The organism is Streptomyces sp. B8-7 (assembly GCF_058833805.1).
Window position 1 is genome coordinate 889,197 of record NZ_JBYRRL010000001.1, and the last position, 20,182, is coordinate 909,378.

The 20,182-nt window shown below is 73.9% G+C and carries 21 protein-coding genes and 3 tRNA genes; 11 read left to right on the forward strand and 13 right to left on the reverse strand.

All coding sequences use genetic code 11. From position 1 onward, the window contains the following. Positions 1-297 precede the first annotated feature (297 nt). Together AC5K6T_RS03695 and AC5K6T_RS03700 are read right to left on the reverse strand one after the other, a co-directional pair. On the reverse strand, positions 298-1,749 hold the full coding sequence (locus AC5K6T_RS03695; RefSeq protein WP_493205571.1) for a xylulokinase: 1,452 nt from the start codon (positions 1,747-1,749) through the stop codon (positions 298-300). 183 nt (positions 1,750-1,932) lie between these two features. Next, positions 1,933-2,238 carry a YtxH domain-containing protein gene (locus AC5K6T_RS03700; RefSeq protein WP_493205573.1) on the reverse strand — a complete coding sequence of 102 codons (306 nt, stop codon included), beginning with the start codon at positions 2,236-2,238 and terminating at the stop codon, positions 1,933-1,935. Between the two features lie 134 nt (positions 2,239-2,372). Between AC5K6T_RS03700 and AC5K6T_RS03705 the strand changes: the two genes are divergently transcribed. The 3 genes from AC5K6T_RS03705 (at position 2,373) to AC5K6T_RS03715 (ending at position 2,985) form a co-directional block, all read left to right on the forward strand. After that, positions 2,373-2,445 (forward strand) — tRNA-Asn (locus AC5K6T_RS03705). Between the two features lie 5 nt (positions 2,446-2,450). Further along, a tRNA-Asn gene (locus tag AC5K6T_RS03710) sits at positions 2,451-2,523 on the forward strand. 385 nt (positions 2,524-2,908) lie between these two features. Beyond that, positions 2,909-2,985 (forward strand) — tRNA-Ile (locus tag AC5K6T_RS03715). An 830-nt stretch (positions 2,986-3,815) separates the two neighbouring features. Here AC5K6T_RS03715 and AC5K6T_RS03720 read toward each other — a convergent pair. Beyond that, positions 3,816-4,229 (reverse strand): PIN domain nuclease, encoded by a 414-nt coding sequence (locus AC5K6T_RS03720; RefSeq protein WP_493205575.1) that lies wholly within the window; start codon positions 4,227-4,229, stop codon positions 3,816-3,818. Further along, entirely contained in the window at positions 4,226-4,441 is a 216-nt protein-coding gene (locus AC5K6T_RS03725) for a type II toxin-antitoxin system VapB family antitoxin (RefSeq protein ID WP_018889935.1), read from the reverse strand. The genes AC5K6T_RS03720 and AC5K6T_RS03725 overlap by 4 nt, the downstream gene beginning before the upstream one ends. 140 nt (positions 4,442-4,581) lie before the next feature. On the opposite strand from AC5K6T_RS03725, the gene AC5K6T_RS03730 reads away from it, so the two are divergent. After that, positions 4,582-4,884, forward strand: coding sequence for a hypothetical protein (locus AC5K6T_RS03730; RefSeq protein ID WP_493205577.1), 303 nt, complete (start codon positions 4,582-4,584; stop codon positions 4,882-4,884). Beyond that, positions 4,871-5,338 (forward strand): NUDIX hydrolase, encoded by a 468-nt coding sequence (locus AC5K6T_RS03735; protein WP_493205579.1) that lies wholly within the window; start codon positions 4,871-4,873, stop codon positions 5,336-5,338. Before AC5K6T_RS03730 ends, AC5K6T_RS03735 begins: the two co-directional genes overlap by 14 nt. A gap of 63 nt (positions 5,339-5,401) precedes the next feature. Here AC5K6T_RS03735 and AC5K6T_RS03740 read toward each other — a convergent pair whose 3' ends face one another. Beyond that, the gene (locus tag AC5K6T_RS03740; protein WP_493205581.1) at positions 5,402-5,683 is read right to left on the reverse strand and encodes a hypothetical protein; all 282 of its coding nucleotides are present in this window, start codon (positions 5,681-5,683) and stop codon (positions 5,402-5,404) included. 263 nt (positions 5,684-5,946) lie between these two features. After that, positions 5,947-6,591: a TetR/AcrR family transcriptional regulator gene (locus AC5K6T_RS03745; RefSeq protein WP_493205583.1), complete on the reverse strand. Its 645-nt coding sequence runs from the start codon at positions 6,589-6,591 to the stop codon at positions 5,947-5,949. Between the two features lie 83 nt (positions 6,592-6,674). On the opposite strand from AC5K6T_RS03745, the gene AC5K6T_RS03750 reads away from it, so the two are divergent. The 5 genes from AC5K6T_RS03750 (at position 6,675) to AC5K6T_RS03770 (ending at position 10,368) form a co-directional block, all read left to right on the forward strand. After that, complete coding sequence (locus tag AC5K6T_RS03750; protein ID WP_493205585.1) at positions 6,675-7,340, forward strand: class I SAM-dependent methyltransferase; 666 nt, start codon at positions 6,675-6,677, stop codon at positions 7,338-7,340. Between the two features lie 14 nt (positions 7,341-7,354). Further along, entirely contained in the window at positions 7,355-7,540 is a 186-nt protein-coding gene (locus AC5K6T_RS03755) for a hypothetical protein (protein WP_493205587.1), read from the forward strand. A gap of 304 nt (positions 7,541-7,844) precedes the next feature. Next, positions 7,845-8,402: a TetR/AcrR family transcriptional regulator gene (locus AC5K6T_RS03760; protein WP_493205589.1), complete on the forward strand. Its 558-nt coding sequence runs from the start codon at positions 7,845-7,847 to the stop codon at positions 8,400-8,402. Continuing rightward, complete coding sequence (locus AC5K6T_RS03765; protein ID WP_493205591.1) at positions 8,399-9,352, forward strand: aldo/keto reductase; 954 nt, start codon at positions 8,399-8,401, stop codon at positions 9,350-9,352. The genes AC5K6T_RS03760 and AC5K6T_RS03765 overlap by 4 nt, the downstream gene beginning before the upstream one ends. Next, on the forward strand, positions 9,349-10,368 hold the full coding sequence (locus AC5K6T_RS03770; RefSeq protein ID WP_493205593.1) for an NADPH:quinone reductase: 1,020 nt from the start codon (positions 9,349-9,351) through the stop codon (positions 10,366-10,368). The genes AC5K6T_RS03765 and AC5K6T_RS03770 overlap by 4 nt, the downstream gene beginning before the upstream one ends. 142 nt (positions 10,369-10,510) lie before the next feature. Here AC5K6T_RS03770 and AC5K6T_RS03775 read toward each other — a convergent pair whose 3' ends face one another. The 3 genes from AC5K6T_RS03775 to AC5K6T_RS03785 all read right to left on the reverse strand — a co-directional run bounded on the left by AC5K6T_RS03775 (position 10,511) and on the right by AC5K6T_RS03785 (position 11,975). Next, positions 10,511-10,735 (reverse strand): hypothetical protein, encoded by a 225-nt coding sequence (locus AC5K6T_RS03775; RefSeq protein ID WP_493205595.1) that lies wholly within the window; start codon positions 10,733-10,735, stop codon positions 10,511-10,513. An 80-nt stretch (positions 10,736-10,815) separates the two neighbouring features. Beyond that, on the reverse strand, positions 10,816-11,175 hold the full coding sequence (locus AC5K6T_RS03780; RefSeq protein ID WP_493205597.1) for a hypothetical protein: 360 nt from the start codon (positions 11,173-11,175) through the stop codon (positions 10,816-10,818). Further along, entirely contained in the window at positions 11,172-11,975 is an 804-nt protein-coding gene (locus tag AC5K6T_RS03785; protein ID WP_493205599.1) for a TetR/AcrR family transcriptional regulator, read from the reverse strand. The genes AC5K6T_RS03780 and AC5K6T_RS03785 overlap by 4 nt, the downstream gene beginning before the upstream one ends. Positions 11,976-12,069: 94 nt before the next feature. On the opposite strand from AC5K6T_RS03785, the gene AC5K6T_RS03790 reads away from it, so the two are divergent. Continuing rightward, positions 12,070-13,086 (forward strand): amidohydrolase family protein, encoded by a 1,017-nt coding sequence (locus AC5K6T_RS03790; RefSeq protein ID WP_493205601.1) that lies wholly within the window; start codon positions 12,070-12,072, stop codon positions 13,084-13,086. 467 nt (positions 13,087-13,553) lie between these two features. Here AC5K6T_RS03790 and AC5K6T_RS03795 read toward each other — a convergent pair whose 3' ends face one another. The 4 genes from AC5K6T_RS03795 to AC5K6T_RS03810 form a co-directional block, all read right to left on the reverse strand. Then, positions 13,554-15,071: a GAF domain-containing sensor histidine kinase gene (locus tag AC5K6T_RS03795; RefSeq protein WP_493205603.1), complete on the reverse strand. Its 1,518-nt coding sequence runs from the start codon at positions 15,069-15,071 to the stop codon at positions 13,554-13,556. Positions 15,072-15,083: 12 nt separating this feature from the next. Beyond that, entirely contained in the window at positions 15,084-16,121 is a 1,038-nt protein-coding gene (locus tag AC5K6T_RS03800; RefSeq protein ID WP_493205604.1) for a rod shape-determining protein, read from the reverse strand. A gap of 675 nt (positions 16,122-16,796) precedes the next feature. Continuing rightward, positions 16,797-18,470, reverse strand: a complete 1,674-nt coding sequence (locus tag AC5K6T_RS03805) for a carboxyl transferase domain-containing protein (RefSeq protein ID WP_493207316.1) — start codon at positions 18,468-18,470, stop codon at positions 16,797-16,799. Between the two features lie 215 nt (positions 18,471-18,685). After that, complete coding sequence (locus AC5K6T_RS03810; RefSeq protein ID WP_493205606.1) at positions 18,686-20,140, reverse strand: acyl-CoA synthetase; 1,455 nt, start codon at positions 20,138-20,140, stop codon at positions 18,686-18,688. Positions 20,141-20,182: the final 42 nt, after the last annotated feature.

Genomic DNA, 20,182 nt, shown 5'->3' on the forward strand with positions numbered 1-20,182 from the left:
CAACCGATTAACCCAACAGGCGGGTGACCGTCCCCCGCCCGCGCCGCACCCGTGCCGCACCAGTGCCGCACCCGCGCGGTCTCCGTGCCGCACCCGCGCGGTCTCCGTGCCGCACCCGCGCGGCCTGCGTGCCGCACCCGTGCCGCCTGCGTGCCGCACCCGCGCGGCCTGCGTGCCCCGCCCGCGTGGCCTGCGTGCCGCACACCCGCCCGGCGCCCGGCCCCGCCGCGTCCGGGGCACCGGACGCCGGGACTCCGGGCACGGCGGGGCGACGGGCACCCCGCGGGCCGCGACCGGTCAGGCGCGGAACGCCCCCGGGTGCGTCTGCTCCCGCACCGACACGTACTGCTGGCGCACCGCCTGTCCCACGGCCAGGTCCTCGCCCGGGTCGAGCACCTGGGCGGCCGCGCCCCGCCAGGCCGGCGGGGTGCGCGGATCGAGCGTGCCCTGCGAGACGCCGAGCGCCCAGGCGGCCTGGCGGGCCGCGCCGATCGCGGCGTAGTCGGCCGGCTGCGGCACCACGACCCGCGCCCCGAACAGCGGCGGCGCCGCCGCCTGCACCGCGGACAGTTCGGCGGCCGCACCCAGCAGGAAGATCCGCCGCACCTCCACGCCCCGCCCGCGCAGCACGTCCAGCGCGTCCGCGAGCCCGCACAGCATGCCCTCGAACGCGGCCCGTGCCAGATGCTCCGGCCGCATCGCCTCGCGCCTGAGGCCCGCGAGGGTCCCCGCGGTGTGCGGCAGGTGCGGGGTGCGCTCACCCTCCAGGTAGGGCAGCAGCACCAGCCCGTGCGAGCCCGGGGTGGACTTCATCGCCAGGTCGGACAGGGTCTCCAGGTCGGGCAGGCCGAGCAGTTCGGCGGTGCCGCGCAGGGCCCGTACGGCGTTCAGGGTGGTCACCACGGGCAGGTGCATGCCGGTCGCGTCGGCCAGCGAGGTGATCATGCCGGTGCCGTCGTGCAGCGGCTCGGGGTGCACGGCCATCACCGAGCCGGACGCCCCCAGCGACACCACCGCGTCGCCGAGCCCGACGCCGAGGCCGAACGCCGCGGCCATGGTCTCGCCGGTCCCGGCGGAGATCAGCAGGCCCTCGGGAGTGGTACCGGCCGCCTCGGACGGGCCGATCACCTCCGGCAGCATGGCCTGGTGGCCGAGTGCCATCTCGACCAGGTCGGGCCGGTAGGCGCCGCCGGCCGCCGACCAGTAGCCGGTCCCGGACGCTCCTCCGCGGTCGGTGGTGCGGCGCACCGGCCGGCCCAGCAGCTGCCAGACCAGCCAGTCGTGGGCCTGCAGCAGGACGGCGGTGCGGCGGGCGTTGTCCGGCTCGCTCTTCTGCAGCCAGCGCAGCTTGGTGACGGCCTGCGCGGCGGTGGGAACGCAGCCGACGGCCTGCGACCAGGCCTCCCGGCCTCCGAGCGCGTCGATCAGGTCGGCGGCCGCGACCTGGGCGCGCTTGTCGCCGCCGGTCATCGCCGGGCGCACCGTGGCGCCCTGCGCGTCCAGCGGCACCACCGCGTTGGCCTGCGCGGACACGCCGATGGCCTGCACGCCCTCCAGCAGCCCGCCGCCCGCCGCCTCGCCCAGGGAGAGCAGCCAGGCCTGCGGGTCCACGTCGCTGGGGCGCGTGTCCTCCGCGCTCTCCAGTGGGTGCGGTGCGTAGCCCTGCCTCAGTACGGACCCGGTGTCCGCGTCACAGACGACGATGCGCGTGAAATCGGGTGAGCTGTCCAACCCGGCGACTATCCCCATGCAGGAGATTTTGCCGTACCGGAGGACGGGCGGTGTCCCTGCACGGGGCGCCGGTCCGCCGTGCGGTGCCGGCACCGGCCGGTGAGCGCGCCCCCGGAAGCGCCGCGTGCCCGCACGGGACACGCGGCCGGACCGAGGGCACGGACGTCGCCGTCGGCCGGGGGAGCCGTCCGGCGGCGACGGTCAGGTGTTGCTGGTGCCCCAGTCGTCGTCCTCGGGGAAGACGCCGTCGCGGTCCCGGAGATGGCGTACGCGATGGGCCACCGACTCCGGGACCCGCTCGCCGACGCGTTCGCTGACCGCGTGGTAGGCCCGTCCCGCGAACTGGCGGCCCTGCTGGGCCGCGCTCTCGGCGGTGTTGCGGACGGCAGGGTTCTGCGCGATTCCGCGGGCGGAGTCCTTCAGCTTCTCGTAGCGCTCACGACCGGCCCGCGTACCGAGGACGTAACCCAGCGCCAGTCCGGCGACGAACGTGAGCTTGTAGCGCATGGCGGAGACACCCTTCCGTCGTGGGGGAGTACCGATTGGCGGAGCACCCCCCTGCTTGCGCTAATGTATGTGTCGCAGCGAGCGGGCGCCCCCTGGCGGATACCCAGGCGGGTACGTTCGATGCAACGAGGCATTCCTCCGTAGCTCAATTGGCAGAGCAGCCGGCTGTTAACCGGCAGGTTACTGGTTCGAGTCCAGTCGGGGGAGCTCGGTCCTCCGTAGCTCAATTGGCAGAGCAGCCGGCTGTTAACCGGCAGGTTACTGGTTCGAGTCCAGTCGGGGGAGCGCGATGAACGAGGACCCCGGCGGGGTCCTTTTTCATGCCCGCCCCACGCCCGTCCCGCCCGCCGCCCGCCCGGACCCCCGTCCGCTTCCCGCCCGGCTCCGCGCCGGCCGGCACTCCCGCCCCGCCGCCCGGCTCCGCGCCGGTCCGCGCGACCCGGCTCCGTCCCCGGGTTCGCTGCCCGGCCCCCGCCCGGCCCCCGCCCGGTCCGGTGCCCGGTTGAACGCCCGCTCCCACGTCCGGTTCTGGCTGGTGGAACCGCCGGGAGCCCGGCGGAGTCTTCATGGTCACGAAGGCCGCACGAAGCCGACCATCCGGAGCAGGAGATCGTATGAGCGGCTATGCTGCGGCAGACGGCGCGCACACATGTACGCGACACGCCGCTATGGGGCGGTAGCTCAGCCGGTTAGAGCAGCGGACTCATAATCCGTCGGCCGTGGGTTCGAGTCCCACCCGCCCCACCAGTTCAGGCCTCTGAACTGCGGAAACGTCTCTTCCTGGCAGGGAGAGAAGGAACTCTGACTCAACGGAGAGAATCCGCTGCTCAGGGGCGCAGTTGGAAGCCGGAGAGAGTGACCTGACAGATCCAGGCATGGCCCCTACCTGCAGTGATGCGAGCGATCGGGTGCGCTGGAAGCCACCTCGCGGCTCCGTGCTCCAAGATCCAGTGGACGCATAGTGGACGCGAGGGCCTGGAGGTGCATGCAGAGCGGCATGGCTGGTTCGAGTGGTGCAGCGGCAGCAGCCGGGCGGTCCACTACAGCTGGGTACGAGCGCCCCCGCATCCCCCGGCCCGCCGACCGCGGTATGCGGGGGGCATCACACCGTGGATCCGCGACAGCGTGAACACCCGCTTCGCATCGCGCAGATGACACCAGGCGTACAGATGCGGAGGGTCCAGGTCGCGCGCGGCCTCGTCCGCCGTCGCGTCCAGCGAATCCGCCAGGACGTCCCGAGAGGCCAGCGCACTCAGCGCGGCCAGTGCTTCGGCTGCTGCGGGGCGGGCAGCGGGAGCCGGGGCAGCGCGAGCGCGACCGGGCCCGGGCGTTGCGATGCCGGGATCAGATGCTGGGCGGACAAGGCGCCCCAAGGAGCGGGCTGCCCGACCGCGCCCCCTTCCGCGGGCGACGGCCTGTGTGTCGGCGCTCGCGCCAGGATCCACTGTGCCGGCCGCAGGCGTCACCCTCGAGGCCCGGCGCCTGCTGAGGGTCTGCCGCAGCGCCAACCGCGCCACAGCGATTGTCGAAACCGGTCCTCGCCCTTACCCACGCTTCCATGTCAGGTTGGAAAAGGATCACTGTCTGAGGTCGATCGTGCGTACTGGCTGTCCCGTGGTCCGGGCGATGGTTTCGAAGTCGCGGTCGTAGTGGAGCAGGGTGAGGCCCGCTTCTTCGGCGGCGGCTGCGACGAGGAGGTCGACCGGGCCCGCGCTGCGGTGTTCCCCCTTCGCGGTGAGCCGCTCCTGGACCACGCGGGAGCGGCGGTAGATGCCGTCCGGCATCGGACACCAGACGTAGTGGGCGTCGAGTGCCGCCTTCAGCCGAGCGCGGTCCGCGGAAGAGCGAGCGGAGTAGAGGACCTCAAGTTCCGTGAGGTCGCAGATCGCGACGAGGCCGGCGGCGATCCTGTCGTCCCACTCGGCCGTGTTCTGGGCGAGAAGGACGCGGGCGAGGGCGGAGGTGTCGATGAGGTAGTCGGCGACGGTCACGGCCGGTACTGGCTCTTGTCCAGGAGGATGTTGATGTCCAGGGCTCCGTCGGCCACCAGTTGCCGGGAGTCCTCGAGTGCGCGCAGGCGCCGGTAGCGAGCGGTAACCTCGCGCAGGGCGGTGTTGATCGTGTCGCGCTTGGTGGTGGTGCCGAGTTCCCTGGCGGCTGCCTCCAGTGCCTCGTCGTCGAGGTCGATGACGGTTCGGCTCATTGCGGCTCCCTGTGTATACGGCGATGTATATCAGTATACCTGCTCCACTGTATATCGAGGGGCGGGCTCCAGCCTGGTCCTGATCGGCGGGCTTCTTGGCCGGGAGGCGAGACCGGACGAGGTCCGGGCAAGACGAGGACGTGCCGCTCACGCTGTCCACGCGCATCCGAGTCACGCTCGCAGAGCTGGACAAGATCCGCGCTGAGCCTGGTATCGACGCCCGCCACAGCGACGGGCACACCCACTTGAGCGTCTTCCGGTTCGACGACGACATGATCGTGACTCCGCTCCTCACGCACCGGGTCGGCCACGATGCGCCCACCATGCACTTGCGCAGGCACCAGAAGGACGGCATGTTCGACCGGTTCGCCTCGCACGTCGAAGAACTGTGGCACCGCGGTACCCCGGTGTGGGAATGGAAGGAACCCCATGGGCAGGCGTGACTACGAGGACGACCCGGACGCCCCGGCGGCGAACAGCCTGGTCCCGGCAGCCTCCGTCATCGTCGTCGACGACGACGGCCGCCTGCTGCTCCAACGTCGGGCGGACAACGGGATGTGGGCACTGCCCGGCGGCGCGATGAACATCGGCGAATCCCTTCCTGGCTGCGCCGCCCGGGAGACGCGCGAAGAGACCGGGATCGATGTCGAGGTGATCGGCATCGTGGGCACCTACAGCAACCCCGGCCACGTCTTCGCCTACGACGACGGCGAGGTGCGGCAGGAGTTCTCCATCTGCTTCCTGGCTCGCCCCGTTGCAGGGCGGCTTGAGGTGTCCGACGAGTCCACCGATGTCCGGTGGTTCACGCCCGCAGAGGTGGACGGGCTCCCGATGGTGTCCAGCATCCGCAGGAGAGTCGACGACTGGAAGACCGGGAACATCCCCGCCCTCCGCTGATCACCCTGCGCATGACGAAAGGGCCTTCACTGCCCGAAGGCAGTGGAGGCCGTGGGGAATTGGTCAGGCCGCGAGCTGGCGGGTGGCCGTTGTCAGCTCCACCTCGACGAGGCTCTGCCACTGAGGCAGGGAGAGATGCACGTCGTCTTCGGCGATGTCCTCGGCTCGGAGGCACAGCCGGCCGACGAGTCGATCCAGCTTCCGGAGCTCGGGGCCGGTCAGGTAGTTCTTCGCCGCTTTGCGGGCCGGGCTCTTCGCGCCGGGCTCCGGCTTGCCCTCGTCGATGCCCGGCCACGTGACGATGTCGCGGGCTTGCCTGATCTCCTCGGCGGTCATGCCGACCACGTGCTGGCAGCAGGTTCAGGCGCCCTGATGAGTGTTCTGGAAAGCAGCCCCCGAGCTGAACGGTCCGTCAGAGGCGGCGCGGTTCAGATGTGCGCAGTGCGCCTGTGGCCGTGGGGGGGGGAGAGGCGGACGTGCTCCAGGTGCAAGCTGTCCGATCAGATCGCCGCTTCGTGGAAGCTGCCTTCCCGGTGTCCAGGTCGCGTTCCGCCGACGAGTGACACTGGGCACGACGCCTGTCGCAGCGACTCGCTGGGCGGGGCCGGTCAGCGGGTGCCGGCTTCAGACGGGGGGGTCAGGGCGTCCAGGGTCATGCCGGTGATCCGGGCCTCGAGTTCGAGTTGATCGTCCACGACCGCGGCGCGGAAAGCGCGCGCGGACACGATCGACATCAGCCACCATGCACCGGCGAGCGGGTCGAGGTCGCTACGGATGCCGCCCTCGCGCTGACCGTGGCCGATCAGCTCGGCGAACGCGTCGGCGAGCTGCCGCAGAGCCGCGCGCGCGGCGCGCTCGACGCCGGGTTCGGCGGTGAGTGAGGTGGCGTCGGAGAACAGGAATCCGAGTGAGCCGGGGGCGTGGAAGCGTTCCATGTGACCGGGATCCAGAAACGTCGCGAGCAGCTCCGGTACGGGTGTTCCCTGGTCGGCCTGCTCGACGAGAGCGCCGCGCACAGCGCCGACGGCCCGTTCCAGAACAGCGGCGTAGAGGGCTGACTTGGAGCCGAAGTTCTGGAAGACCACCGGCTCGCTCACCCCGAGCCGGGCGGCGACCTCCGAGACCTTCCCCCGCCGGTAGCCCGACTCGGAGAACACCTCAAGGGCCGCGGCCAGGATCGACTCCCGCCGCTCGGCGGAGTTGAGCCGGGTGCGCGCCTTGCCCTCGCGGTGGTCGGTTCGGATGTCGGTCACCTCGGCATCGTAGCCCCATTGCACCCACAACTTAGTCATGACTAAGCTGTGGTCGTTCTTAGTCGGAACTAAGTTAGGGGTTGATGATGGCTCTCGGGCGACTTCTGCACGGCGCGCCACATGCGGACACGCCGGGCCGGACGATCGGTCCGGCTCGTACCTACGAGGCGTTCGTCGAAGTGTTCTTCGCAGGCCGGAGGCGCCGGGCCTACACACGACTGGTGGAGCTCAGCGGCGCCCGGCCCGGTGACCGGGTGCTGGACGTGGGGTGCGGTACCGGCTACCTGACCCGGTTGGTCGCGAAGGCGGTGGGCCCGGCCGGTCAGGCGGTGGGCGTCGACCCCTCGCCCACCGTGATCGAGTACGCGCGCAAGAAGAGCCACGGGGCTGCCTGTGCGTACGAGACGGGTGTCGCTGAGGCCCTGCAGGCGCCGGACGCCTCCTTCGACGTGGTGGTCACGAGCCTGGCCATCCACCACATCCCCGCAGAACTTCGGCCCGCCGCGATGGACGAGATGTTCCGGGTGCTGCGCCCCGGGGGGCGACTGCTGCTCGCGGACTTCCGGCCGCCGCGCAGCAGGGTGGTCCGGCACCTGGTGGGCGCGCTGACCGGCCCGGCGATGGAGCACAACCCGGTCGACGAACTCGACGGCCTCGCGGCGCAGGCAGGATTCGCCGTCCGCGGTCGCGGTGATGTGTATCCGTGGCTGCGGTACGTCCATGCTGTGCGACCGGAGACCGCGCGTTGAGGCGGTCTCTGCGGATGAACCGCGCCTTCCGGATCATGTTCTGGCTGCTGTTGTCGGCTGGCATCGTGGTGCACCTGTGGATCAGTGCGCGCGTCGGGCTCGTGATCGTCGCCGTCGGTTTCGCGGCACACGTGCTGGCCGCTGTGGCGGGCCGTCGCTGGCTGGCGCAGCGGCGACAGGCCCACCGCACGGTCAATTAGGTGGACTGTTCGCGCCGTTCATCAGCGCGGAGGTGTCGATGAGGTAGTCGGCGACGGTCACTCATGCGCTCCGGTGTCGGGGGCGGCGTCGGCTGTGCTCGTGGGCCGGTACTTGCTCTTGTCCGCAAGAAGGCCCACGTCCAGCGCGCCGTCGGTCACCAGCTCGCGGGCTTCGTCGAGTGCGCGCAGGCGCCGGTAACGGGCCGTGACTTCCTGTTCGTGTGCGACTCACCCGCCACAAAGGAAACAGCTGTTCTGTTAGTGTGCCCACAAGCAGAACCCGTATTCTTTTTGTGGAGGTGTGGTGCCGCGGCTCACCGACGCGCGCAGGGAACTCCGGCGTACCCAGATCGCCGAGGCCGCCGTACGCTGCTTCGGCCGCAACGGCCTGGAGCGGACCTCGATCGCCGACATCACCGCCGAGTCCGGCCTCTCGGCCGGCTCGATCTATGCGCACTACCGCAACAAGGCCGACCTGGTGCGGGCCGCCGCCCGCGAGGTGCTCGCCCGACGCGCCGACGTCCTCGGCGAGTACGCCGCGGGCGACACCCCGCCCGACCCCGACGAACTGCTCTCCCGCCTGACCGCCGCGATCGACCCGGCCGAGGCCCGGGTCGGCGTGCAGACCTGGGGTGAGGCCACCACCGACCCGGCCATCCGCGACATCGTCGTCGACATGACCGACCGGATGCGCGCGATGCTGCACGACTGCGTCACGGCGTGGCTGGTCAAGGCCGAGCACCACGAACCGGCCGAGGCCCGGGAGCGCGCCACGGCGATCGCCCACCGGGTCATGGCGCTCTACCAGGCCGAACTGCTGTACACCGCCTTGCGATCACCGACCGAGGAGACCGCGTCATGACCACCGCGACCGCTTCGTTAGCCGCCCGCACCGTATTCCGGATCGGCTACGGCGCCCTGCAGCTCGAGCGCCTGCGCGACCGCCGCGGCGACGCCGTCGCGCTGTTGCGCCGCGCGGTCGAGCTGGGCGTCGACCACGTGGACACCGCCGAGTTCTACGGCTTCGGCTTCGCCAACGACGTGATCCGCGAGGCGCTGCGCCCCGGGGACGGCGTCCTGGTCGTCACGAAGGTCGGCGCCGACCCCGACCCCGGCGGGCGCCTGCCGCTGCGCCTGGCACAGCGGCCCGGGCAACTGCGCGCGAGCGTCGAGGACAACCTGCGCAGCCTGCGCGTCGACCGGCTCCCGGTCGTCAACCTCCGCCGCCTGGACACCGGCCCCGGGCTGCGTCCCGAGGGCGACCAGGTCGTCGACCTCGACGACCAGCTCGCGGTGATGACCGCCCTGCGCGACGAGGGCAAGATCGGCGCGATCGGCCTGAGCGGCGTCACCCCCGACGGCCTGCGCCGCGCCCTGCCGGCCGGCATCGTCTGCGTGCAGAACGCGTACAGTCTCGTCTCCCGCGAGGACGAGGACATGCTGCGGCTGTGCGAGGCCGAGGGCATCGCCTGGGTGCCGTTCTTCCCGCTCGGCGGGGCCGTCCCGGGCCTGCCCAGGACGGCCGACGAGCCGGCCGTGCAGGCCGTGGCCGTGTCCCTGGGCGTCACACCCTCCCAGGTCGGCCTCGCCTGGCTGCTGCACCGTGCCCCGAACGTGCTGCTCATCCCCGGCACGGCCGACGCCGCCCACCTGGAGGCCAACATGGCGGTCGGCGCGATCACCCTGGACGCCGCGACCCTCGCCACCCTCGATGCCGTCGAGTCCCGCTCCGGCGAGATTCCCCTCGGCCGACCGGACCGGACGAACCGGGCCGCGACCACACCCGCAAGAACCCCTGAGGACGGATCATGAAGGCCATCATCTACCGCGACAACGGCACCCCCGACGTCCTGCGGCTCGTCGACCGCGACCTGCCCGACCCCGGCCCCGGCGAGGTTCGCGTCCGGGTCGCCGTGTCCGGGGTCAACCCGACCGACTGGCAGGCCCGCTCCGGGGTCGCCCACCCCAAGCACTTCCCCGAGATCACCCCGCACCTCGACGGCGCCGGCACGATCGACGCCGTCGGCGAGGGGGTCGACCAGGGCAGGATCGGCCAGCGGGTCTGGCTGTTCATGGCCGCCGCCGGGCGGCCCACCGGCACCGCAGCCGAGTTCACCGTCGTGCCCGCCGACCGGGCCGTGCCGCTGCCCGACCGGATCGGGTTCGACGCCGGCGCCTCACTGGGCGTCCCCGCGCTCACCGCACACCGCGCACTCACCGTCGCCGAGGGCGGGCCGAGCCGTCTGCAGCCCGGGGCACTTGACGGCAGGGTGGTGCTCGCCGCAGGCGGGGCCGGGGCGGTGGGGCACGCAGTGATCCAGCTCGCCCGATGGGCCGGTGCCACCGTCATCAGCACGGTCAGCGGCCCGGAGAAGGCGCGGCTGGCCACCGCCGCCGGGGCCCACCACGTGGTCAACTACCGCGAGGGCGACCCGGCCGCCGAGATCCGCGAGATCGCCCCGGACGGCGTGGACATCGTCGCCGAGGTGGCGCTCGGCGCCAACCTCGCACTGGACCTGGACGTGCTGCGGACGCGCGGCACGATCGCGACCTACGCCAACGACGGTGGCAAGCCGGTCGAACTGGACGTGTTGCAGAACATGGTGCTGAACACGCGCTTTCAGTTCCTCGTGCTGTTCACGGCCGGTCCGGAGGCACGCGCGGCGGCCGTCCAGGACGTCGCCGCCGCCGTCCGCGGCGGCGCCCTGCCGGTCGGCGAGGAGCACGGCCTGCCGCTGCTCCGCTTTTCCCTCGACCGTACCGCCGACGCGCACCGAGCGGTGGAGAGCGGCGCGGTCGGCAAGGTACTGGTGGACGTCGTCTCCTGACGTCCGGTCGGCCACCGGGCGAACGCCGCGGCCGTCCCGGACACCGGCCGGGGCGGCCTGGTGGTCTGCGGCAGGGCGGTACGCGCGCCCTTGCGCCGACTCGTCTCCGGCCCGCGCGGTCACCTCGGGACGACGGGGCTCGCTACACCGCGCCGGTGGCGAACAGTTCGAGGTGTCCGCACTTGGGGCAGCGGAACGCCTCGATCTGCCGCCGGGGCCGGCCCAGCCGCTTGGCGCCCCCGAAGATCCCCCGCTGCAGCGCCCCTTCGATCCAGCGCGCGTACCCGCGCGAGCTGTCGCCTGTGTCCTCGATGAAGCCCTCGGCCAGACCGACGGTGCCGCAGTAGGTGCATGCGTAGTCGTTCACCTGATGAGTGTAGGAACCGGGCGGTCGCCCAAGGACGGATCTGTGACCACCGTCTCCTTCCCGGCCCGGGCCGGTGGTGCTCAGCGCGCTGTCCGGGGCCGGGCGGTGGGCACGGTGCGCGCGCCCGCCATGGCGCCCGCCGTGGTGAGAAGGTCACGCCGGCGTTCTCGCAAGGTGGTGCGCAGACTGTCGTGGAAGAGCCGGTGGACGGTGACGTTGTCCGCGATGTCGGTGGTGAGGTAACCGCCGAGCGGGGAGCTGAGCAGGTCGGCGATGTCCCGGTCGCCGTACGTGCGGTCCGGGTCGTCGGCGACGGCGTCGGCGACGGCCGGCCGGACACGGTGCCAGGGAAGACCGGGCCCGCGGGCGAAGGCGACGGCACGCAGCAGATGAACGGCGGTCAGCCGCTCCTCGGGGGCGGGGCGGTGGCCGCGCCTCACCCGTCGGTGGCGAGGCGGTTGAGCCACTCCTTCAGCAGGTGCCGCTCGGCGGTGCTGAGCGAGGTGTGCTCGGGCAGTGCGGCCTGCAGTGCGCGGGCGGCGCCTGCGGGGCCCGGCTCCTGGACGGCCGGCTGCCGGCTGGTGACGGCGGCGACCATGGACTCCCGCAGTGTGGTGAGCAGGGCCGGGTCGCGCCGGTCCTCGGGCAGGGACAGCCAGGTGAGCACCGCGCCGCGGGCCGTGGCGTGGATGATCTGGACCGCGAGCTCCTCGTCGACGCGGAGCCAGCCGCCGGCGGCGAGGCGCCGGACGCGGCCCCGCAGGATCTCCAGACCGGCCCTGAAGGCCGCCGAGCTGCTCCTCGCGGGCTCGCTGTACATCAGCGTGTACAGCGCGGGATTGGTCAGGCCGAACTCGACCGCGAGGTCCCAGCCGGTTCGCAGGTCCTCGATGAGGTCCTGCGGGGCGGGGTCGACGCGCTTGGTGGCGAGAAACGCGGTGAAGCCGTGCTCCGCCACGGCGTCGAGCAGCCCGTCCTTGTCGCCGAACAGCCGGTAGAGGGCCGGCGGCTGGAGGCCGGCCGCATCGGCGACGGCGCGGGTGGTCACCGCCTCGCGGCCGCCTTGCGCCAGCAGGCCGATGGCGGCCTCGATGACCCGCTGCCGGGTTCGTTCGCGGTCGACGGCCGCGGTGTCGGCGGTGCCGGTGCCGGTGCCGGTGGTGCCGGTGCCGGCGGGGCCAGTGCCGACGGTGCCGGTGTCGGGACCGGCAGCGGTTCTGTTCCTTGCGCGTGACGCCATGAATCAACGATACCTCAACGGTGATACCGTCGATAGTATCGATGGTACGGTCTGTATGGTTCCACTGGAAACAGCACTCATGGAGGAGCGTCGCATGACCGACCGACTGCGGATCGTCGCCCTGGAGGAACACGTCGTCCTGCCCGCGATCACGGACGCGTGGTCGCGCTCCGGAGCGCCGGAGCTGCCGAACCTGGGGTTCGGTGACAGCCCGGTCGCCCGGCGGCTGCGCGACACCGCGGAGACGCGGCTCGCGCACATGGACGACCAGGGGGTGGACGTGGCGGTGCTGTCGATATCGGCACCGGGGGTGCAGAACCTGCCCGACTCGGACGCGGTCGCCGTGGCCCGCGACGCCAACGACCAGCTCGCCGAGGTCGTGGCGGGTCGCCCCGACCGGTTCCAGGCGTTCGCGGCGGTTCCGACGCAGTCACCGTCCGCCGCGGCCGCGGAGCTGGAGCGGGCCGTCACCGAACTGGGCTTCCCCGGCGCCATGCTCTACGGGCGCACCGGGTCCCGGCTCGCCGACGACCCCGGGTACGACGAGGTGTACGCCGCGGCGGAGCGGCTGCGGGTCCCCCTCCACTTCCACCCCCAGATGCCCGTGCAGGCCGTCGTCGACGCCTACTACTCGGACCTCGGTCCCATCGGGACCGCGCTGGCGGGGCCCGCGATCGGCTGGTACTACGACCTGGGCCTGCAGTACCTGCGGATGATCTTCTCCGGCGTCTTCGACCGGTTCCCCGGCCTCCAGGTGATCGCCGGCCACTGGGGCGAGGTCGTGCTCTTCTACCTCGACCACATCGGGTTCTTCGCCGACGCGGGCGGCCTGGACCGGCCGCTCGCCGACTACTTCCGGCAGAACTTCTGGATCGCGGGCAGCGGCACCGTCAGCCCCCGCTACCTCCGCTGGACGGCCGAGGTCGTGGGGACCGAGCGGATGCTGTACTCGACCGACTACCCCTTCACCTACGGGTTCCGCCCCGCCGGCTTCCCCTTCGTGGACACCAGTGCCGGAGTCGCCCGCTCCTTCCTGGAGACCGCCCCCTTCACCGACGGGCAGAAGGCCGACATCGGGCACCGCAACTGGGAGCGCCTCACGGCCCGCTGAAGCGCTCGCCCGTACGCCGCGCGGAGCGGCGGGGGCCGCGACCCGCCCCGGAGGCGCCCGGAGCGAGCGGGGCGACCGGCTGAGAAGCCGTCACCTCGTGGCGTTTCTCCAGGTCGCGCGGGGGCGGGGAGCGAAGCCGGTCGCGAAGCGGTGCGGCCCAGGGCGCTGCTCATGGACGAGCCCTGCTCGGCCCTCGGCCCCACCTCGACCCGCCGCATCGAGGAGGCCGTCAGGGAGCCGGCCCACGAGGTGACCGCCGTCATCGTCACCCATCAGCACGCAGCAGGCCGCCCGGGTCTGCGACCAGTGCGCGTTCTTCCTCGCCGAGCAGGGCACGCCCGGCGCCGTCGTCGAGCACGGGCCCACCGGGGCGATGTTCTCCGCCCCGCGGGACCAGCGCACCGCGGACTGCGTGGAGGGCCGCTTCGGCCGGGCCGGCGGGCGGCCCGGACCGTGGCCCGCGGCCCTCAGACCGGCCCCTCCCAGGTGGTCGGGGCGTCGGGGGCGGTGTCGTCGCCGACCGTGAGGCGGACGCCCGGCCGGCCGTCGGGCAGGGTGACCGTGGTGTCGACCGCGACCTCGACGCGGGAGACGTCCGGGCGGCGGGAGACCTCGGCCAGGGCACGCCGCAGCACGGCCACCAGACGGCCGCCCGTCCGGTCCGGTACGCGGCTGTCGACCGGGCCGGTGAAACGGGTGGACGGCGCGAAGCCGAGCACGGCCGCCGCCCCCGCCGTCTCCCGCAGCACCCGCCCGCGCAGCGTGGTCGGCGCGTCGGCGGGCGGCTGCTGGAGCGCGAGGATCGCGGTGCGGACCTCCTGGATGGTGGACTGGAGTTCGTCCACGGCCCGGCCCAGTTCCTCGTCGACGGGACCCGGTTCGCCGCGCCGCCGGGCGGACTCCAGCATCATCGCGGTGGCGAACAGCCGCTGGACGACGAGGTCGTGCAGGTCCCGGGCGATGCGGTCGCGGTCCTCCAGGACAGCGAGGCGCTCGCGGCTCTTGCGGGCGTCGGCGAGCACCAGGGCGAGGGCGGCCTGCGAGGCGAACTGCACGGCGAGGAGCCGCTCCACGGAGGTGTAGGCGCGGTCGCCGCGGCGGCGGGGGAGGGCGAGGGTGCCGATCAGCCGGCCGCCGGACTGGAGCGGCAGCATCATGCTGGGGCCGAAGCGGTGCCGCACCGGCGTGGTCATCCGCGGGTCGGTCGCCGAGTCGTCCACGAACACCGGCTCCCCGCCGAGGAGTTGCTCCAGCACGGGGCTGCCCGGCGCGATGGTCGTACCGACGATGTCGTCGGCGGCACCAGCGGCACCGGCGGCACCCGAGGCATCGGCATCACCGGAGGCACCGGAGGCACCGGAAGCGTCGCGGGCGTCGTCGGCCGTGAAGCCCTCGGGGCGGCCGGGGCGGTCGGTCGCGGAGGCGGTGACGATCTCCATGCCGCCCTCCCGGGTGGGCTGGAGGATGACCCCCGCGGCGGCGTCCGCGAGGAGGCGGGCGCGTTCGGCGACGATACGCAGCGCGTCGTCGCCGTCCCGGCCGGTGAGCAGGGCGGTGGTGACCGCGGCGGCGCCCTCGATCCAGCGTTCGCGCTGCCGGGCGGCCTCGTACAGGCGGGCGTTGCCGATGGCGATGCCGGCCTGGGCGGCGAGGAAGGACAGCAGATGCCGGTCGGCGGCCGTGAACGGGCCGCCGCCCGCCTTGCCGGCCAGGTGCAGTCGGCCGAAGTCCTCCTCGCCCACCCGGATGGGCACGTCGAGAACGCCGGCCGTCCCGGGCGGGGCCGGCGGCCGGGCGGTACGGACCTCGCCGAGGCCGTCCCGCGCCGGGTCGGTCAGGGACAGCGTGGCCCGGCCGGCCCCGGTCAGCCGGGCGGCCCCGTCCACGATGTGCCGGAGGGTGCCGCGCAGGTCGAGGTCGGTGCCGACCGCGATGACGGCGTCGAGTACCCGGGAGGGCAGGCGGGAGGGGGACGGCCCGGCCATGCGGCGGCGCCGTCAGCCGGCCAGCGGGTCCAGCTCCAGCGGCTGGATGCGGCCCTCCAGCATGGCGCCCAGGCCCTGCACGGCGCACACGTCGGGCCGTTCGGCGATGTGCACCGGCATGCCGGTGGCCTGCCGCAGCATCTGGTCCAGGCCGGGCAGCAGGGCGCTGCCGCCGACCATCATGATGCCGCGGTCGGCGAGGTCGGCGACCAGGTCGGGCGGGCAGTCGCGCAGCACCTTGCCGATGCCGTCGAGGACGGCCGTGAGCGGGGTCTGGATGGCGTCCCGCACGGCGGCGGTGTCGACGTGCACGGAGCGGGCGAGGCCGGTGGCGACGTCCCGGCCGTGGATCTCCGTGGAGGCGGGGCCCTGCGCGGTCAGGCCGTTGCCGGAGAGGGCGAGCTGGAGCGGCCGCACCGACTGGCTGGGCAGCATCAGTTCGTGCTCGTGGCGGAGGTGCTGCACGATCGCGTGGTCGACGGCCTCGCCCCCCACCGGGATGCGCTCGGCGGTGACGATCGAGCCCAGCGAGAGCACGGCGACCTGGGTGGCGGCGGCGCCGCAGTCCAGCACCATGGTCGCCTCCGGCTGCTCGACCGGGAGCCCGCAGCCGACGGCGGTGGCGATGAGGGTGTCGACGAGTTCGACGCGGCGGGAGCCGAGGCCGACCAGCGTCTCGATGGTGGCGCGGCGGGCGAGCGGGTCGGCGTCGTGCGGGGTGCAGGCGGCGGCCCGCAGCCGGGGCCTGCGCCGCAGCGACCGGCGGATCTTGTCGCCCAGCAGGTGGCGCAGCATCCGCTGGGCCATCTCGATGTCCACCACGGTGCCGCCGGAGACGGGCCGCACCACACGGATGTAGCTGGGGGTGCGGCCGGTCATCTTCTCAGCGAACTCGCCGACCGCGATCAGCGCGCCGGTGCGGGTGTTGACGGCGGCGGCGGACGGCTGGTCCACGACGAGGCCGGCCCCCTTGACGTACACCCGGGTCCGGGCCGCGCCGAGGTCGACGGCGAAGTGGCAGCGGCGCAACTGCTCCAGACTGGCGGTCATTGGCGGGTCCTCCCGAGAGCGCGGACGGTGGGGCCGCCCGACTGGCGGGCCTCGCTGTGACGGCCCGCCGGGCGACGGGCCGTACTCGCATCGTGTGCGGGGCGCGGGTGCGGGCGCCTTCTGGGATGCGCCGGGCGGGGTGCCGCCGAATGGTTGATTTGCCCTGTGTCCTCGCAATGAGGAACAAACAGGAGTCCCTTGGGGAGTCCCGGCGGGGCGTCTTCCCGGGGCCGGGTCCGGGACGGCCGGAGCGGCTGTGCCGGTCAGGAGATCACCGGGCCACCGGAGTGAGGCCGCGGAACGGGGGCACCACCCGGCCGGGGCCCCTCCCTCGGGACGGAGGCCGGAGGGAGGCGCGGGGCACCGCCTCCTCGGGACGGGGAGGCGGCGCCGGCCGGGTGCGCCGGGGCGTTTCGCGGACGCGGCTCAGGACAGTCGGCCGATGGCGATGGCGATGGCGATGGCGATGGCGATGGCGATGGCGATGGCGATGGTGATGGTGATGCCGATGCCGACGTGGACGTGGACGTGCACGAGGCGGCGAGGGTGTCCGCGGGGATGCCGGCGGTCCGGCCGCTCCTCACGGATCGCGGGTGCGTTCCGCGTGGCGTCCGCGGTCCGCGGCCCGCCGCCCGGGCGCGGGGCATCCGCCGCCCTGCGGACCCCGGTCGGCCTTCACGGGCGGCGGCCGCTCGTTCCGGGGAGCGGGCGATCCACCGTTCGGCTCACGCCCAGTGCCGCCAGGTCCTGTGGCCGGAGGCGGAGTTGGCCGGCGGTCGCCCGGATCTGCGTGGCCGGCCGCTTGAGGATCGCGGCCGCGAGCTCGGGCGCGATGACCGAGAAGTAACTGTCCGGTGTGGCCCAGGTGTTGCCGGGTGCGGCCAGCGCCAGCGCTCCGCCGGAACCGCCTTCGCCGATCACCAGCGTGGTCACCGGTGTCCGGGCACCCGCCACCGCCGCGAACAGCTCCGCGATCGCCGCACCGGCGCCCTGCCGCTCCGCCTCGGCGTCGTTCGCGGCACCCGGCGTGTCCACCAGCGTCAGCACCGGGATGCCGAGCCGGTCCGCGAGCCGGATCAGCCGGGTGGCGGTGCGGTAGCCGGCCGGACGGGTCGCGGTGCCGCACTGGGCGGCGTAGGCGACCGTACGGCCGTCGTGCGTGCCGAAGCCGCACAGCATGCCCGGGTCGGTGCCGCCGCAGCGGTCCCCGCTGATCGCCGCCCGCTCGGTGAAGTAGGCGTCCAGGTAGGCCTGAGCGCGGGGGCGTTCCGGAGCGCGGGCCCGGCGCACCGCCTCCCAGCCGCTCTCCGGGAGACCGAGCGCGCCGAGCGGCGCGGGCGGGGTAGCGGGCTCGGCGGAAGCCTCGGGGGAAGCCTCGGGGGAGTCGTCGTGGAAGCCGTCGCGAGAGGTGTCGGGTGAGTGGTTGGGTGAGTCGTCGTCGGGCGGGTGCCCGGAGCCTTCGGACGGGTCTCCGGCCGGCCCCCCGTACGGGCCTCTCGGAGAGTCCCGGGGCGCGTCGGCGCGGCACTCTCCGGGCGGGTGACCCGCCGGGACCTCGGCGGACTCCCCGGACGGATGCCCGGACGCGGGCCCGGGGGAGTGCGCGGACGCGGGTCCGGAGGAGCGCCCGGACGCGGGCCCGGGGGAGTGCGCGGAGGAATGCCGTGCGGAGCCCGCCGGGCGGGAGGCCGTGAGGAGTCGCAGCCAGCGGCCCAGCACGTCGCGCAACTCCTCCGGCGCGACGACGGCGTCGACCGCACCGGCCGCCACCTGCGCCTCGGCCGTGTAGGCGGCCGGGTCGGCGTCCGCCGGGCGGACCCGGGACCCGGCGAAGCCGACCTGCGCGCCGGGCAGGGCCAGCACCACGTCCGCGCCCGCGCCCAGGGTGGCCCAGCCACCGCCGGTCGTGGGGTCGCGCACGACGGCGACCTGCGCCAGCCCGGCCTCCCGGGCGAGCACCGACTGCCGTGCCACGCGCTGGAGCTGGGTGAGGGCGATCATGCCCTCCTGCATCCGGCTGCCGCCCGTCGCGATCAGCGGCACGACGGGCAGACGGCGGCGGCGGGCGTGCGCGTAGGCCGCCTCGATGCGGTCCCCGGTGCGCTCGCCGAGGGAACCGCCCAGGAAGCCGAACTCGAAGGAGATCAGCACGGCGGGCGTGCCCTGGACGCGTGCCGTGCCGCACACCACGGACTCCTGCTCGCCGGTCCGCTCGGCGGCCCGCGCCAGGGCGGCGCCGTAGCCGTCCCAGGCGAGCGGCCCGTCGGGCAGGGGACGCGGCCCGGTGCCGCGGGCGGACGGGTGCCCGGGCGGCGGCAGTTCGGTGAACTCGTCGGCGACCAGGGCGATGACCTGCCGTGCGGTGAGCCGTCCGGCCGCACCGGCTGCCCGGACCGCGCCGGCTGCCTGCCTTGCGCCGGCCGGGTCGGCCGCTCCGGTGCCGCCCCGGGGGCCACCGGCGCCACCGGGGGCGAGGCGGTCGCCGGGGCCGGGGGAACCGGGGCCAGGGCCGGCGGGGCCTCGGTCACCGGGACCCGTGGGGCCCCCGGGGCCGCTCGCGCCGGTCACGACGGCAGCGCCCGCTTCATGACCTTGCCCAGTTCGTTGCGTGGCAGGGCGTCGAGGTGGCGGACGACCCGCGGCCGCTTGTGCGGGGCGAGGCGCCGCGCCACGTACCCGGCCAGCTCCTCCAGGCCGGGCGGGGCGGCGGGGTCCGCCGGGACGATCCAGGCGACGATCCGTTCCCCGAGATCGGGGTCCGGCTCCCCGGTGACCGCGGCCTCCCGCACCTGCGGGTGTTCGAGCAGGGCGTTCTCGATCTCACCGGCTCCTGTCTTGTAGCCGCCGCTCTTGATGAGGTCGGTGGCCTTGCGCCCGACGAGGCGGACCTGGCCGTCCGGTTCGCGCACCGCCACGTCGCCGGTGCGGAAGAAGCCGTCCGGGGTGAACGCGGCGGCGGTCGCGTCGGGCCGGTTGAGGTACCCGGTGAACAGGTTGGGGCCGCGCACCTGGACCTCTCCGACGCTCTCCCCGTCGTACGCGGTGACCGGGGAGCCGTCCTCCTCCACCAGGCGCAGCTCGACACCCGGCAGGGGCAGGCCGACCGTTCCGGCGCGGACCTCGGCGCCGGTGCGGACACTGGTGTTCATCAGGGTCTCCGTCATGCCGTACCGCTCGATCACCCGCCGGCCGGTGGCCGCCGTGATCCGCTCGTGGTCGTGCAGCGGCAGCGCCGCCGACCCCGACACCAGCAGGCGCGCGCCCGCCAGCGCCGTCGCCAGCTCCGGGTCGCCGGGCAGCGCCTCGGCGATGCGGTGGTACATCGTGGGCACCCCGAACAGCATGGTGGCGCCCGAGGCCAGTTCGCGTGCGACGCCCTCGGTGCTGAACCGTCCCAGGTGGCGCACGGTGCCGCCGCGCCGCAGCGGCCCCAGCACGCCGAGCACCAGCCCGTGCACATGGAACAGCGGCAGCGCGTGCACCAGCACGTCGGCGTCCGTCCACCGCCAGGCGTCGGCCAGCGCGTCCAGCGTCGCCGCGACGGCACGGCGCGGCAGGACGGCGCCCTTGGGCGGACCGGTCGTACCGGAGGTGTAGACGATCAGCGCGGGCTCCTCGTCACCGGCCGTGTCCCCCGGGGCGGGGGCCCCGCCGCCGTGCGCGCCGGTGCCGACGTCGACGCGCCGCAGGCGGTCCAGCGCCGGGGGCAGTCCGGCGCCCGGCGCGGCGAGCACGGCCTCCGGGCGGCTGTCGGCCAGGATGTGCGCCAGTTCCCGCTCACCGGACCTCGGGTTCAGCGGCACCAGCGGCAGCCCGGCGAGCAGTACGCCCACCGCGCCGACCGCCGTCTCCAGCTCGGGCGCCGCCCACAGGGCGACCCGGCCCGCGCCGCGCACCTGTGCCGCCACGGCCCCGGCCGCGGCGGCGAGCTGCGCGTACGTCAGCGACCGGTCGCCGAACCGGACGGCGACGTGCTCGCCCGGACCCTGGGCGAGCGCGGGAAAGAGAAGAGAGGACACGCGGGCACTCCTCGTCGGGTTCGGCCGTCGGACTCCGGGGCG